This is a genomic window from Shewanella donghaensis (assembly GCF_007567505.1).
In the GTDB taxonomy this organism is placed as follows: Bacteria; Pseudomonadota; Gammaproteobacteria; order Enterobacterales; family Shewanellaceae; genus Shewanella; species Shewanella donghaensis.
On the sequence record NZ_CP041783.1, the window covers coordinates 3352873 to 3367970 of the forward strand.

The window sequence follows — 15098 nt, forward strand, 5'->3', positions numbered from 1 at the left end:
TCAAATTGAATGAACAACGCCCTAAATCGAATAAGTTTGAGCCTTGGTGCTATTGGCTGACTTAATACAATTTCTGCCGCTAGCTTTAGCGTGATACATGGCTTTATCTGCATGTTGTAACAAATCTTCAGCGGCAATATCTTCACTTATTGTTACGCAGCCAATACTTGCTTGTGTTTCAATAACAGCACCATTCCAATTAATTTTTATCTCAGCCAGTGTTTGCTGGAGTTTCTCTGCAACTTTAAATGCTTTTTCTTCATCGGTTAATGATAAAACCAGTACAAACTCTTCACCGCCAAAGCGGCATAGGTAATCGATTTTTCGAGTAATGCTGCTGAGCTGTTTAGCTGCAGCTTTAAGTACTTCATCACCTGCAGCATGGCCAAACTGGTCATTTACTTGCTTGAAATGATCCAAATCGATAAGGATGACACTGTAGCTAACTCGATCCCTTAGCCAGCGTTCATGCTCTATATCTAGCTTGTTTTGCAATGCATTTCTATTCCATAACCCTGTGAGGGTGTCTTTATTCGCTAGAGTCATAATTTTTACCACTAAGCGATTAATGGTATTGCCAATAATGAGAATATTGACCATCAGAATAAGAAAGATATAGGTCCAAAGAATTGGGATAGACTCTTTAGTATTGAATGCGGCATAAGTGGCAACGTTATCTGGGTATGCCATTAAAATGAATGCTCGTGTTAGGAACATCAATCCAATAATTAAAATAGGAATGACCAACCAATAGGTGGCAAATGCAGTGAAATTGGCTTTAAAAGCCACGTAATGATCTTTGGCAAGCATGAAAAAAAAGGTCGCTGCAGAGCAAGATAAAATGATCATTAAATAGGCTGAACTAGAGGTTTGCGGTTTAACCAGTAGCATCAATGTGATGGTGACTAATAAGATCATCAAATCAAAACGATGGCTTGATTTTAGATGATATAGGCGCTGAGCCCCCCAGCGTAAAAAACAAAAACCAATCAGGATAATATTGTCAGCGACCAGCCAATGTAAATAGCTCGGCTCATCCGTGCGCTGAATATACAGTAGCATGCCGAGTAAGATAGAAAAGTTTGCTAATGCGAAGCGCCAGCTAGCACTGGGTGCTACCCGCATTGGCACAACCATTATGGTCCAAGCGACTGTGGCTGCTATACACAAGACACAAATGACTTGAATTAATATTAGGCTACTACTGTTTTCTATCATGAAGCCTTCGTTGAAGTTATCAATAATTTAGAATAAAGTGGTTTAACAAATCATCATAGTAATTTTTAGCCTGATGCACAAATTGTTGTAGTTGTAAGTAATTGGTTGGGTTAGTTTTACTCATACAAAAAAAGGATATTATAAGCTTATGGATACCAATAAATTATTACTGATTGTTCTTGCGATTTTATTGCCACCAGTTACAGTATTTTTGAAAAAAGGTGCTGGCAAAGATTTACTGATTAATATTATTCTCTGTTTCTTCTTCTTCTTCCCTGGTGTACTGCATGCTATCTGGGTTGTTATTCAAGAGTAACGCGCGGCTTTAAAATACAAATACCAATTTTGTTTTGTTGTCTAAATTGGTGTTTTGCATCATTCAATTGTAGAATCCACCTCCCATAAATCCTTGCAGTAAAAATATTGACATTTTTTCGGCGTAAAAGTTAAGAGTGAATACTATGAATCGTCGTAAAAAAATCAATTCAACGCTTAAAGCGAAAGCTAAAAAGGCGAATGCAAAAAAAGCAGGCAGTAGTAAATCTGCTTACGTGTCAAAGGCGGATAGAGCCAAACTTACTGAAGCACCAACAGCAGATCTCATCACGACTGAAAGCAGTGCCATATCAGAAACAGTTATTGAACTAGAAAGCGCAGTAAGTTAAGTCTCGTTTCTAATTGCGATTTTTTAACGTTATGCTCTAAGCGCTAGTTCTAGGCATTATATTTACAATGCAAAATGATCTATCTAACATTGAAATACGCCATCAAGACTTTTGATGGTCACGTCTAAATAACTCCCACGAATCGACCACTTCACCATCAGGCAATGTGCACAGTGAAACATCGCCATTAATGTGTTTGATGGTTTCTAAACTCCCATTTAGCTTAATACAATAATCTGCTGCGGGATTCGTTTGATGTAGGGGGGTTATGTCTTCGCCTGAACAGGCAGAAAGCAAAAGTGTTGTGAAGCCAATAAGTGGCACACTCAAGAAAGTTGACCTATTTGATCGTTGCCTTAGCTTTGTGTGGTTAGCTACTTGATTAAACATGAGTTGAAGAGGAGCAGACATAACAGAGTCCCTGTTTATTAAGCCGTTTTATCTCTTCTTCAACTATAGTCAAAAATGTCTGAGTAAGTGAATAACTTATTTATCGCTTGCACAAACTGGGCAATGATTTTGTTTAGGCAGCTTCATTTCACGAAACTCCATTGTCATCGCATCAATCATTAAGATACGACCATTTAAACCTTGTCCCATACCGCTTATCGCTTTAATCGCTTCAGTAGCCTGAATACAACCGACCAAACCGACTACTGGTGCTAATATTCCAGACTCAACACACGTTAGCTGTTGTTCACCAAAAAGACTGCTGTAGCATTGATAGCAAGGTGACAGAGCTTGATAGTCAAAGACTGTAACTGTGCCTTCCATTCTGATGGCTGCAGCCGATATAAAACTGACTTTGTGCTTGAAGCAACTGCGGTTTAATTGTTCTCTGACTAACACATTGTCGGTACAGTCCAGTACTAGCATATGCTCAGAAACTAATTCCTCAATGGCTTCTTCATCAAGAAATTGATTAATAGTGTTAATGGCAATTAACGGATTAAGTTGTTGTAATGTTTGCTTCGCAGAGTCGACTTTAGCCTGACCAATATTCTCGTCATGATGCAATACTTGGCGTTGTAGATTTGAAAGCTCAACCGTGTCGAAATCGACAATGGTCATTTCGCCAACACCGGCTACAGCAAGGTATTGGGTCACAGTGCAACCTAAGCCGCCTGCACCAATAACTAATACTTTGGCTTGTTTTAGCTTTTCTTGGCCTTCAATGTCCATGGCTTTTATGGAAATTTGGCGGCTATAACGCAGCATTTCGTTATCAGTAAGAATATCGTCACTGAGAAGCTCATTAACAACAGCGTCAGTTACATTATTCGCAGTCATCAATAGTCCTTAGCAAAGCACGCTATTAAAAGGTTCAACGTTGACGATACTGCCTGCGGCAACATCACCTTGCTGCTGTTCTAAGTTGATAAAACAATTCGCTAAACTCATTGATGTCAGCATGCCAGAACCTTGACTACCAGTAATAGCAACAACCAGCTCACCATTATCATCACGACTAATAATGCCGCGTTGATATTCAGCACGGCCAGGCTGCTTACGAATAGGTGTAGATAACTTCGCATTCACGATTAATGGTGCTTTGGGTGTTAGTCCCTGCATTTTGTTCAGAATAGGCCAAACTAATTTGTAGAAGGTGACCATTGATGACACTGGATTACCCGGTAGGCCACAGAATACCGCTTTACCCAATTTCCCAAACGCAAAAGGTTTACCCGGTTTAATGGCTAAGCGCCAAAAGGTGATTTCACCTTCTTCTGATAGGATTTGTTTAGTGTAGTCGGCGTCGCCAACGGACACACCGCCAGAGGTTAGCACCATATCAGCGATGTCAGATGCGTCTCTGAATGCACCTCTAATGGCTTCCTTATCATCTTCAATCACACCTAAATCAATCCACTCAACGTTTGCTTGAGTCAGTAACCCTTTAATTGAATAGCGATTAGAATCATAAATTTGACCAGGAGCAAGCTCGCTACCTACTGGACGTAATTCATCGCCAGTAGAGAAAAAAGCGACTTTGAGTTTACGTTTAACTCTAACTTGGCTGATGCCAATGGTTGCGAGTACGCCCATTTCAGCCGCGCGAATCTGAAGACCCCGTTTTAATACTTTGGTACCGGCAACCAACTCTTCGCCTTGATAACGCACATTGGCGCCCTTAGCTTTAGGGGCTTGAATATTGATGATGTCGCCATTGGTGGTTGTTTTTTCTTGCATTTGTACGGTGTCGTACCCAGTCGGTAAAGGGGCACCAGTCATAATTCTGATACAAGTATTGGCTTTAGGCGAACCTTTAAATGGGTGGCCAGCAAACGAAGTGCCGATAACCGTCAAAGCAGTGTCTTTTTCTGTAAGTGCTAAATCTTCATAGCGAAATGCAAAACCATCCATTGATGAGTTATCAAATGGCGGCAAATCAATACACGATGCTAAATCTTCAGACAGTACCCGACCAACAGCTTCATTTAAGCCGACCATTTCATTGTCTTCTATGGCGCTAACTTGATCGAGTAACGCTTTAATCGCGTCAGTAGGGTGCATTAATTCCGGTTGTGCGCAGGCATCTGTTTGAATTGACATCGTATTCCTCACATGGCTTTCACCATATACTGGTTCGCCTCAGGAAGTCCCAAGGTGATAAGATTCATATTTGATACCGCATTATGCCATGATAGCAGCAGATAACTATGATCAGACCGAAGGTTTTTTATATCGATGTCGACTAACATCCAAGAAAATATCAGCGAGACTAAAAGTCGTTCTTTATCTACTGATACAAAATCAGATATACCCGCTGCACCCTGGTATTTATATATGATCAAATGCCGTAATAGTCATCTCTATACTGGGGTTACAACGGATATAAAGCGTCGTTTTGCTGAGCATCAAGCGGGTGGGGCTAAGGCGGCCAAATATTTAAAAGGCAAAGGGCCGTTAACCTTGGTGTATCAAGAAACCCTAACTGACCGTAGTCATGCATTAAAACGAGAAATCGCCGTTAAAAAGTTGTCTCGTAGTCACAAGTTAGCCTTGATTGCTGGTTCTGTGGAACAAAAATCCATATAAAAAACCACTTAATACTGAGATATTAAGTGGTTTATTTAGCGGCTTTATAAATAGGCTATGTGAGCTTAGCGAGATCTCAGCACTGGATATTTCAAATACTGTTCATCGTAATAAGGACTGCGTTGGTAAAACCATCTTAGTCTTGCTTTAGGATCGGCCGCAAAAGCTTCATCCTTTAAGGCTTTGTCGAATTCCAGTTTTAGATTGTCGTCTGCAGCAAGCATTTTGGCTGCTAAAGGCTCGACGGCATAGTCTTCAATATATTCAGTACGTGTAAAGATGCTATTGAAAAATCCCCATTGAAAGAATGAATCAACCGACTCTGGTTCCAGCAGTAAAATAGCCAAGTCACCTAAAGGTTGATTGGTGGTAATTTGAATTGTGCCTTGGGGCACAGTGGTATCAATGTTTAATTTAGTGCTGGTGGCTGTCACTCGCTGGCGACCTTCATAATCTACCGTGTTAAATTCTGGATTGGTAAATTGATATTGCGCCGCTTTGATTGTTTTTGGCTTTTCTAAGGTGGTCATTCTTACGCCATGTATTGCTAAGCGTTCAATAACTTGATGCCATTGAGATGGAATATAATAAAATTTAGGCCGCTGAGTGATGACATCCACTTCGGTGTTACCAATAACCGGTAAATTCGGATAAAGCTTAGGTTTACCATTCCACCTGACAACGTTAGCACCACTAATGTCACTTTGCTCAACACTATATTCAATACCTTTAAAATCCCAACCTTGAGCTTGTTCTACATTTTGCCAAGTGAGCGGAAAGCGTTGTTGATGCAAATATTTATCTTCGTAAATAGCGGCTTTTAGCTTAGTTCCATGCTCTGCAACGGTTTTTAAGGTTTGTTCAAGCATGACGTAAGTACCGAGTACACGCTGTTTGAAAGGCTTTAAACTGTGGTTTTCGATTAAGATCGTAGGTAAATGTCTGGCATCCCCATAACCATTTGAAAAGCGAGGGCTTGGGTTCCAATTCGATAACCCTTTATACATATCAGCATTATCAAGCGCGAAAATCAATTTACCCGGAATATGATCTTGCTTGGTCAATGCCGCTTCTACTTCTGGACGATAGTAGGTTTCCAGCCAAGCGAAACTTTCAGGGCTATAGCCTTCTTTAACGTTATAGCCAAAAGTAACATCGTATTGATAGTCGATACCGTCAGTGACATGGACATCAATGTATAAATCTGGCTGCCAAATATTAATGGTGCGGATCATATGCTGCAGTTCAAGGGTATCTAGCTTGGCATAATCTCGGTTTAAGTTAAGGTTTCTGGCATTGGTTCGCCACCCCATATCAACAGGCCCGCGTTGATTTACACGGTTAAACTCATCACTACGTTCATGGGCATCTACGCTCAAGATGGGCACAAACAACAGATTTACTTTATCCAATAGCGCTTTTTTATCACCATGGCTCATGTCTCGAAGTAGCATCATGCCAGCATCTTTGCCATCAATTTCACCAGAATGGATCCCAGCCTGCACCAGCACAGTGGGTTTATTATTGTCACTGAGAGCTGTCGCGGTCGCTGCGCCTTCTTTAGAGGCGACTATCATCCAAATATCTCGGCCTTGTGGGCTTTTACCGATTGAGACTTGTTGCAATAAATTACTGCTGTCGACGAGTTTAGTGAGCCATTGATGCGTGTCGTGATAATTAGGGCTGGTGGTTAATCCATTTTGTTCAAAAGGCGTTGCCCATTGATGAGTTGCTGGCTGGATTAATGCTTCACTGGCACCTTGCCAAATAGGCAAAGGAGGTAAAATACTGTCGTTAACAAAGGTGGTACTTTTAGCGACATCAATAACGGTGGAATTTTGTTGGTCATCAATGGTTTTTTCGGAATACTTAGCAAGATTTTCGGTTGCGTAAGCTTGTCCATTGAGAAGTAAAACGGCGTTAATAACAAGGCTCGCAATGATAGCGCGGCGCATAGATATCCCTATGATATGACCAAAGTTTGTTATTTTATCTTAAATTAATTCTCTTTATAGGCAATAGCAGATTGATGCTGATTAATGGAAAGTAAATTATTGTTATAAAAAAGCCGCAAATAATAATTTGCGGCTTGGTGTTATCAGCCTAAATAGAAATTGATAGTGGTTAGGCTTTTTAGCTTCACCTGAACAACACTAGCTGTTTGGTCCAGCATTTTTGATTGCATCAGACACTTTATACTTTTCAAAGTTAGCCGTGAACTCTTCAGCAAGCTGTTGAGCAAACTTATCGTATTCAGCTTTATCTGCCCAGGTATTCACAGGGTTTAATAGTTGCGTTTCAACACCTGATACAGCAACCGGCACATTGAGGTTTAATTTATCAATATGCATGGTTTCTACGTCTTTGAGTTCACCACTCACAATCGCATCAACAATGGCGCGAGTCGTCGGGATATTAAAACGTTTACCAACACCGTGTGGTCCACCTGTCCAGCCGGTATTCACCAAGTACACTTGGCTACCGAATGATTCAATGCGTTTCATCAACAACTCAGCATAAACACCAGCTGGTCGAGGGAAGAAAGGTGCACCAAAACAGGTTGAGAATGTTGATTGGATAGCTGAGGTTGAGCCCATTTCAGTAGAACCAACTTTGGCGGTATACCCTGATAAGAAATGGTATGCCGCTTGCTCTTTGGTTAATACCGAGACTGGCGGTAATACACCGGACACGTCACAGGTTAAAAACACCACAGCATGAGGTTCTGCGCCGCGGTTTTCTTCAATACGCTGCGCAATATGCTCTAACGGATAAGCCGCGCGGCTGTTTTCTGTTAGTGTGGTATTAGTGTAATCAGGGGTACGGCTATCATCTAACATGACATTTTCAAGCACAGTGCCGAAACGAATAGCATCCCAAATCACTGGCTCATTTTTTTGGCTTAAGTCGATACATTTAGCGTAGCAACCACCTTCAATGTTAAATACACCGCCTGGTGCCCAGCCGTGTTCATCATCTCCGATTAAGAAACGCTTAGGATCGGCTGATAATGTCGTTTTACCTGTACCTGATAAACCGAAGAATAAGGTAGTGTCGCCGTCAGAACCAACATTGGCAGAACAATGCATTGGCAGGACGCCTTTAGCGGGAAGCAAAAAGTTTTGTACCGAGAACATCGACTTTTTCATTTCACCAGCATATTTCAGACCTGCAAGCAGAACTTTTTTGGCAGAGAAATTAATCATCACTACCGCATCTGAATGAGTACCGTCACGAGCAGGCTCACAGACAAAATCTGGCGCATTCATTATTTGCCACTGTTCTTTATCACCACGGTTATAGGTTTCTGGGGTAATAAATAAGTTGCGAGCAAACACTTGGTGCCATGCATATTCAGTGGTAACACGAACAGGTAGATAATGTTCATCTGAAGCGCCGACTTCTAATTCAGAAACAAAGATGTCTTTTTCAGAAAGGTAGGCTTCGACTCTGCCCCAAAGTGCATCAAAGGTATCAGCAGCGATCCCCTTATTGACTGATCCCCAGTCAATATCATCTTGAGTGTTTTGTTCTTGAACAATGAATCGATCATTCGGTGAGCGACCAGTTCTTTCACCAGTCTTTGCTACGAGCGCGCCATTTGCGGTTAATTGGCCTTCATTACGTTGTAAAGCAAGTTCAATTAATTCAGCGCTAGTAAGGTTAAAGTGTACGCTGTTTGTTCCATCTGCCATCGGGTCGTTCTCCGTCTTAAATAGGTCGTTTATCGGTCTATATTGCCGATTTATATTTAGGATGACTTACGTTTCGCTTGCTAAGGGGGTTACATGCTTAGGTTTACGCTAAATTAGCAATACCTATGCGCCGTAATAGTAACGTAATATGGATTACAGGTAACTAACACTTTGGTAACTTTTTGGTAATTATTCAGTCTTTTTAGTTTGAAGGCGATTATAAAGGTAGTTTTTAAGCATAAAAAAAGCGCCTTAAGCGCTTTTTTTGAAAGTTAACATGTAATGCTGATCATTATTGCTGTTGATCAGAACCCATATTGCCAGCATAAATGGCAGCAATATCGATGCTATCAAAGGTATAAATAGCTGGGCAATATTCGCAGTCCATTTTAATGTCGCCTTCTTCTGCAAGAATCGCTTCAACTTCAGCCTGCTGTAAAGTTGCAATAGCTTTAGCGCTGCTTTCTTTTGAACAACCACACTTAAACGTCACATTGATAGGGTCGAAGATTAGCACTTCTTCTTGATGGTAAAGGCGATGTAAAATATCTTCAGCACTTAGAGTGAACAACTCTTCTTGTTTGATCGTTTGGGTTAACGCAGTTAAATGATCAAACTCTTCGTTTTCACTATTTTCCGTTGGCAATACTTGTAACAGCATTCCTGCAGCTTGTTTGCCGTCAGCAAATAAACGAATAACGGTAGGCAGTTGCTCAGATTGATTAAAGTACTCTTCTAAACAAGCTGCTAAATCTGAATGTTCAAGTGACACAATCCCTTGGTAGCGTTCACCTTCATCAGGCGTAAGGGTTATAGCCATAATACCTTTACCCATAAGGTCTGCAAGTGAAGCGTCATCTGCTAATTCACCTTTCCAACGTGCGATACCACGAAGCGCTTGCAAGTTACTGCCATTTATCACGGCTAATGATACTGGACCATCACCTTGAAGCTGAACACTGATATCACCTGTAAACTTAATAGTGGCAGTGAGCAGTGAAGTTGCAGCCATTAATTGACCTATCAATTTCTGTAGTGCAACTGGGTAATCATGTGCTGCTAAAATTTCTTGGTAACTTTGTTCAAGTTGTACCATTTCACCACGAACGTCGGCATTGTCGAATAAGTAGCGATGTAATAGATCTTGGCTCATGCGGTTTCTCGTTTGTTGTACTTTAAAAATAATTAGTAATCTTTAAAGCGAATAAGTTGGCGTCGTTGCTTTTTATCCGGCTTATTTTCTGGTGCCGGATTATTTAAAATGTTTAATCGTCTTGCTTCAGCATTAAATTCACGTTTAGTGATGCTTTCAGGTGTTTCTTGGTATAGCGTTTGCGCTATAGCTGCCCCTTGTCTGTGTTCAGACAATTGAACAATAATAATTTCCTTATCATCGTGCCCTTGGCGAATTCGGAGTGTTGCACCGACTTCCGCTTGCTTGCTCGATTTGGCTCTTTGTCCATTATAGTGAACTTTTCCACCATTGATCATGTCTTTAGCTATAGAGCGAGTTTTATAAAAACGCGCAGCCCATAACCATTTATCTAACCTTACGGACATAGTTTTAACTTGAGCATGGTTCATCGAACACCCCCAAAAGTGGTATGAGTTCACAAGGTTGACATTTTTCGTATGCAAAATGGAGGAAAGACCTCAAATAGTGGCGTTTCTCACAGCCTTTTTAGGCGCGCAAATGTAGCATAATCAGCTGTATTTCGCCAATCGATATGCTATGGGCTTGTTGCAATAAGCCGCGTGAGTTAGCATGATGCAGTAATTCCTAAATTAACAGAATAAGAACAGCGACCTGTGAAGAGGGTCAGACCTGAATATGGATGTATTAGATAAAGTTATTACCAAGGCTGCAGGTATTCCCCAAAAGCCATTGAGCGCCGCCGTTTTTTGGGTAGGGTTAGTTATTGTCCTTATCATCGCTGCTCAAATTACATGGAAGTTAATGCCGGTTAATTCTCAGACCGTGGCTTGGCAACCTTCTCCCACTTCCGCAGCCAGTGCTAAACGGGTTGAGCTTAGTGGTGTGCAAAAATTAGCATTATTTGGCTCAAAAGGTGCGAATAGTGATGCACAGCAGAAAAAAGCGGCACCTGTTGAACAAATCACCGATGCGCCAAAAACAAACCTCTCTATTTTATTAACGGGTGTTGTGGCTTCGACTTTAGATAGTCATGGCCTTGCTGTTATTGAATCGAAAGGTAACCAAGAGACTTATAGCTTAGGCGATAAAATTAAAGGCACTTCTGCTTCACTCAAAGAAGTTTATGCTGATCGTATTATTATCACTAACGCAGGCCGTTATGAAACCTTAATGCTTGATGGTTTAAATTACACCACTCAAAGCCAAGCTAACGAATCACTGCAACAAGCAAAACAACAAAAAACAGTTCAGCGCGTTCAGCGAAGCGAGATAACGCAAGAGTTGGCAGACTCACGTGACGAACTCCTTGCCGACCCAAGCAAGCTCACCGATTTCCTTGCTATTTCACCAGTGCGAGGCGCTGAAGGTGTCAGTGGCTACCGTTTAAATCCAGGCAAAGATAAGTCTTTATTTAAGGCAGCAGGGTTTAAAGCAAATGATTTAGCAAAATCCATAAACGGATACGACTTAACTGACATGGGGCAGTCGTTAGAAGTTATGGGGCAATTACCAGAATTAACAGAAATTGGCGTCATGGTTGAACGTGATGGACAGTTAGTAGAAATAATTTTTAGTTTGCCAGAATAGAATTGGCAGTAGAGGATTGGAAATAATGAAGAGTTATGGAATTCGACGCAAGGTATTAGCTGGAATGGTTGCAGGACTTGCCATGCTGGTTTCTCAGGTTGCTTGGTCGGAACAATATGCTGCCAATTTTAAAGGCACCGATATTCAGGAATTCATTAATATTGTAGGCAAAAACCTCAATAAAACCATTATTGTGGATCCCACTGTTCGCGGTAAAATTAATGTCCGCAGCTATGATTTATTAGATGATGAACAGTACTACCAATTCTTCCTCAATGTATTGCAGGTATATGGTTACGCCGTTGTTGAAATGGAAAACCGTGTCATCAAAGTTATTAAAGATAAAGATGCTAAAACGGCAGCGATTCGGGTAGCAGATGACGACACTCCGGGTTTAGGTGATGAAATGGTCACCCGTATCGTGGCTTTATATAACACCGAGGCTAAACAACTTGCACCGCTGCTTCGTCAGTTAAATGATAATGCTGGTGGCGGTAACGTGGTTAATTACGACCCGTCTAACGTATTGATGATTTCAGGCCGCGCTGCGGTTGTGAATAAGCTGGTTGAAATTGTTCGCCGTGTTGATAAGCAAGGGGATACAGCTGTTGAAGTGGTTTCACTTGAATATGCTTCAGCGGGTGAAATTGTTCGAATCGTAGATACCTTATATCGCTCAACCGCAAATCAAGCACAAATGCCAGGTCAAGCGCCTAAAGTGGTTGCTGATGAACGTATGAACGCGGTCATTGTTAGCGGTGATGAAAAAAGTCGTCAACGAGTGGTTGAACTCATCCGCCGCCTTGATGCTGAACAAGCGAATACCGGTAACACCAAAGTAAGATATTTACGCTACGCCAAAGCAGAAGACTTGGTTGAAGTGTTAACAGGTTTTGCGGATCAATTAGTCAGCGATCAAGATGCCGGTAAGTCATCGGGCAGCAAGCGTAAAGAAATTAATATCATGGCTCACGATGATACCAATGCTTTGGTTATCAGTGCTGAACCGGATCAAATGCGCACTATTGAAAGTGTGATTAACCAATTAGATATTCGCCGTGCTCAAGTATTGGTTGAAGCCATTATTGTTGAAGTATCAGAAGGTGATGATGTTGGCTTTGGTATTCAATGGGCGTCAGCTTCTGGTGGTGGTACTCAGTTTAATAACTTAGGTCCAACTATTGGCGAAATTGGTGCGGGTATTTGGCAAGCACAAGGTGAAGAAGGCACTACAGTATGTACCGAAAATGGTACCTGTACTGAAAACCCGGATACACGAGGTGATATTACATTACTGGCGCAATCGTTAGGTAAAGTGAACGGTATGGCGTGGGGTGTGGCAATGGGCGATTTCGGCGCATTGATTCAAGCAGTATCAAGTGACACCAAATCAAATGTACTTGCAACACCTTCTATTACAACTCTCGATAACCAAGAAGCATCATTCATTGTTGGTGACGAAGTGCCAATTCTTACTGGTAGCCAAAACTCTAGCAACGGCAACAGTAACCCATTCCAAACGGTTGAACGTAAAGAAGTGGGCGTGAAGTTAAAAGTTATCCCACAGGTCAATGAAGGTAATGCAGTTAAGTTGACCATTGAGCAAGAAGTCTCAGGTATTAACGGTAAAACGGGTGTTGATGTGACATTCGCGACTCGTCGTTTAACTACTACGGTAATGGCAGACTCTGGTCAGATTGTAGTTTTGGGCGGATTGATTAACGAAGAAGTGCAAGAATCAGTTCAAAAAGTGCCATTCCTAGGTGACTTACCGATTATCGGTCATTTATTTAAGTCTTCTTCAAGCGGTACGAAAAAGAAGAACTTGATGGTCTTTATTAAACCTACCATTATCCGTGATGGCATCACGATGGAAGGTATTGCAGGTCGTAAATATAACTACTTCCGCGCATTGCAACTTGAGCAACAAGAGCGCGGTGTAAACTTAATGCCTAATACTGATGTGCCGATATTGCAAGAGTGGGATCAAGAAGCTTATTTACCAGATGAAGTTAACGAAGTGCTTAATCGTTATAAAGAAGGTAAAAGTCTAGAGACTAGAATGCGTGAAACAGATCCTGCACTTAAACGCATTAGTGAAAGTAAAGATAATGATGATGTCATAATCGAAGACGCTGAAGCCGAAGATGCAGAAGCTAACCAAGAAGATGATGCCAATGAGTGAAGCAGTGACTGAACAGTTGGCGCAAGTTTCAACGGATTTAGGTTTAGAGGCGGAAGAACTGGGTGATGAGGTTTTTCTTTCGAACAGCCGTGAACGTCTTCCGTTTGCTTTCTCACATCGTTTTAATTTGGCATTAGCCAAAGAAGCTGATGCTTTAAAGCTGTATTACACCAGCAACACCCCATTAAATGCGATGCTCGAAGTACGTCGCTATGCGGGTGAAGAATTAGTGTTATGCAAGTTGCCACTAGAAGATTTTGAGGCCAAGTTAACCCAGACATTCCAAGCCAACTCATCAGAAGCACAGCAACTGATGGAAGATATTGGTAATGAAATGGACTTGTTTACGTTAGCTGAAGAGTTACCGCAAACTGAAGACTTGCTTGAAGGTGATGATGACGCACCTATCATTAAATTGATCAATGCGTTGCTATCTGAAGCAATTAAAGAAGAAGCCTCAGATATTCATATTGAAACTTATGAGACACAACTCATCGTTCGTTTCCGTATTGATGGTGTGCTTAAAGAGGTGTTAAAACCTAACCGTAAACTATCTTCATTGCTGGTTTCACGTATTAAGGTTATGGCACGTTTGGATATTGCTGAAAAACGCGTTCCTCAGGATGGCCGTATTTCATTACGTATTGCAGGCCGTGCCGTCGATGTTCGTGTATCAACTATGCCATCAAGCCACGGCGAGCGGGTAGTATTACGTTTACTGGATAAAAACACCGGCAACTTAGACTTAAAACTGTTGGGTATGACACCGTCTATTCAAGATCAGTTTGAATCACTTATCCGTAAGCCTCACGGTATTATTTTGGTTACAGGGCCGACTGGTTCAGGTAAAAGTACCACGCTCTATGCGGGCTTAACTGAAATTAACTCTAAAGATACCAATATCTTAACTGTGGAAGACCCTATTGAGTATGAACTTAATGGTATTGGTCAAACACAAGTTAATACTAAAGCGGATATGACTTTTGCCCGTGGACTACGTGCAATATTACGTCAAGATCCTGATGTGGTCATGATTGGTGAAATCCGTGATTTAGAAACAGCGCAAATCGCGGTTCAAGCATCATTAACCGGTCACATGGTTATTTCTACATTGCATACCAATACAGCATCGGGTGCGATTACCCGTTTACAAGATATGGGTGTTGAGCCTTTCCTTGTTTCTTCAAGTTTACTTGGGGTGTTGGCGCAACGATTAATCCGTACGTTATGTAAAGAGTGTAAGGTTGCGCATGAACCTGATGAACGTGAACGTGAATTACTCGGCGTTACCGCAAATGATACGCGAATGATTTATCGCGCTAAAGGTTGTAAAGCTTGTGGTCATAATGGCTATAGAGGGCGTACAGGTATTCATGAGTTGCTGACAGTTGATGATAGCGTCCGTGAATTAATTCACGGTGGCCGTGGTGAATTAGCCATTGAAAAATATGTACGTCAAACGATTCCAAGTATTCGTCATGATGGCATGAGCAAAGTACTTGCAGGGGTTACAACCCTTGAAGAAGTATTGCGCGTGACACGCGAGGAATAAA

General features: G+C 41.5%; 14 protein-coding genes. 6 read left to right on the plus strand and 8 right to left on the minus strand.

Annotation, left to right across the window (positions count from 1 at the left end; translation table 11 throughout):
* Positions 1 to 21 precede the first annotated feature (21 nt).
* The gene (locus FPK91_RS14300; protein WP_144211873.1) at positions 22 to 1218 is read right to left on the minus strand and encodes a GGDEF domain-containing protein; all 1197 of its coding nucleotides are present in this window, start codon (positions 1216 to 1218) and stop codon (positions 22 to 24) included.
* A 148-nt stretch (positions 1219 to 1366) separates the two neighbouring features.
* On the opposite strand from FPK91_RS14300, the gene FPK91_RS14305 reads away from it, so the two are divergent.
* Complete coding sequence (locus FPK91_RS14305) at positions 1367 to 1534, plus strand: YqaE/Pmp3 family membrane protein (protein WP_144211874.1); 168 nt, start codon at positions 1367 to 1369, stop codon at positions 1532 to 1534.
* 145 nt (positions 1535 to 1679) lie between these two features.
* On the plus strand, positions 1680 to 1883 hold the full coding sequence (locus FPK91_RS14310; RefSeq protein ID WP_144211875.1) for a DUF2986 domain-containing protein: 204 nt from the start codon (positions 1680 to 1682) through the stop codon (positions 1881 to 1883).
* 102 nt (positions 1884 to 1985) lie between these two features.
* On the opposite strand, the gene FPK91_RS14315 is transcribed toward FPK91_RS14310, so the two are convergent.
* From FPK91_RS14315 to moeA, 3 genes are all read right to left on the minus strand, one after another.
* The gene (locus tag FPK91_RS14315) at positions 1986 to 2294 is read right to left on the minus strand and encodes a putative hemolysin (RefSeq protein ID WP_227006581.1); all 309 of its coding nucleotides are present in this window, start codon (positions 2292 to 2294) and stop codon (positions 1986 to 1988) included.
* Positions 2295 to 2369: 75 nt separating this feature from the next.
* Positions 2370 to 3173, minus strand: coding sequence for a molybdopterin-synthase adenylyltransferase MoeB (gene moeB / locus FPK91_RS14320; RefSeq protein ID WP_144211876.1), 804 nt, complete (start codon positions 3171 to 3173; stop codon positions 2370 to 2372).
* Positions 3174 to 3182: 9 nt separating this feature from the next.
* Positions 3183 to 4436 (minus strand): molybdopterin molybdotransferase MoeA, encoded by a 1254-nt coding sequence (gene moeA / locus FPK91_RS14325; protein ID WP_144211877.1) that lies wholly within the window; start codon positions 4434 to 4436, stop codon positions 3183 to 3185.
* A gap of 135 nt (positions 4437 to 4571) precedes the next feature.
* Here moeA and FPK91_RS14330 point away from each other — a divergent pair, with 135 nt between their 5' ends.
* Entirely contained in the window at positions 4572 to 4922 is a 351-nt protein-coding gene (locus FPK91_RS14330; protein ID WP_144211878.1) for a GIY-YIG nuclease family protein, read from the plus strand.
* 65 nt (positions 4923 to 4987) lie between these two features.
* Here the strand turns inward: FPK91_RS14330 and FPK91_RS14335 are convergent, their stop codons facing one another.
* The 4 genes from FPK91_RS14335 to hslR form a co-directional block, all read right to left on the minus strand.
* Positions 4988 to 6877, minus strand: coding sequence for a M14 family metallopeptidase (locus tag FPK91_RS14335; RefSeq protein ID WP_144211879.1), 1890 nt, complete (start codon positions 6875 to 6877; stop codon positions 4988 to 4990).
* 198 nt (positions 6878 to 7075) lie between these two features.
* Positions 7076 to 8617: a phosphoenolpyruvate carboxykinase gene (locus tag FPK91_RS14340; protein WP_144211880.1), complete on the minus strand. Its 1542-nt coding sequence runs from the start codon at positions 8615 to 8617 to the stop codon at positions 7076 to 7078.
* A 292-nt stretch (positions 8618 to 8909) separates the two neighbouring features.
* Complete coding sequence (gene hslO, locus FPK91_RS14345; RefSeq protein WP_144211881.1) at positions 8910 to 9770, minus strand: Hsp33 family molecular chaperone HslO; 861 nt, start codon at positions 9768 to 9770, stop codon at positions 8910 to 8912.
* 32 nt (positions 9771 to 9802) lie between these two features.
* Positions 9803 to 10201 carry a ribosome-associated heat shock protein Hsp15 gene (gene hslR, locus FPK91_RS14350; RefSeq protein ID WP_144211882.1) on the minus strand — a complete coding sequence of 133 codons (399 nt, stop codon included), beginning with the start codon at positions 10199 to 10201 and terminating at the stop codon, positions 9803 to 9805.
* A gap of 247 nt (positions 10202 to 10448) precedes the next feature.
* Between hslR and gspC the strand changes: the two genes are divergently transcribed.
* Genes gspC through gspE form a run of 3 tightly spaced genes read left to right on the plus strand, consistent with a single transcriptional unit; the run spans position 10449 to position 15097 of the window.
* On the plus strand, positions 10449 to 11360 hold the full coding sequence (gene gspC / locus FPK91_RS14355) for a type II secretion system protein GspC (RefSeq protein ID WP_144211883.1): 912 nt from the start codon (positions 10449 to 10451) through the stop codon (positions 11358 to 11360).
* Positions 11361 to 11385: 25 nt separating this feature from the next.
* Entirely contained in the window at positions 11386 to 13545 is a 2160-nt protein-coding gene (gene gspD, locus FPK91_RS14360; protein WP_144211884.1) for a type II secretion system secretin GspD, read from the plus strand.
* A complete protein-coding gene (gspE, locus tag FPK91_RS14365; RefSeq protein WP_405127366.1) occupies positions 13538 to 15097 on the plus strand; it encodes a type II secretion system ATPase GspE in 1560 nt (519 codons plus the stop codon). The genes gspD and gspE overlap by 8 nt, the downstream gene beginning before the upstream one ends.
* Position 15098: the final 1 nt, after the last annotated feature.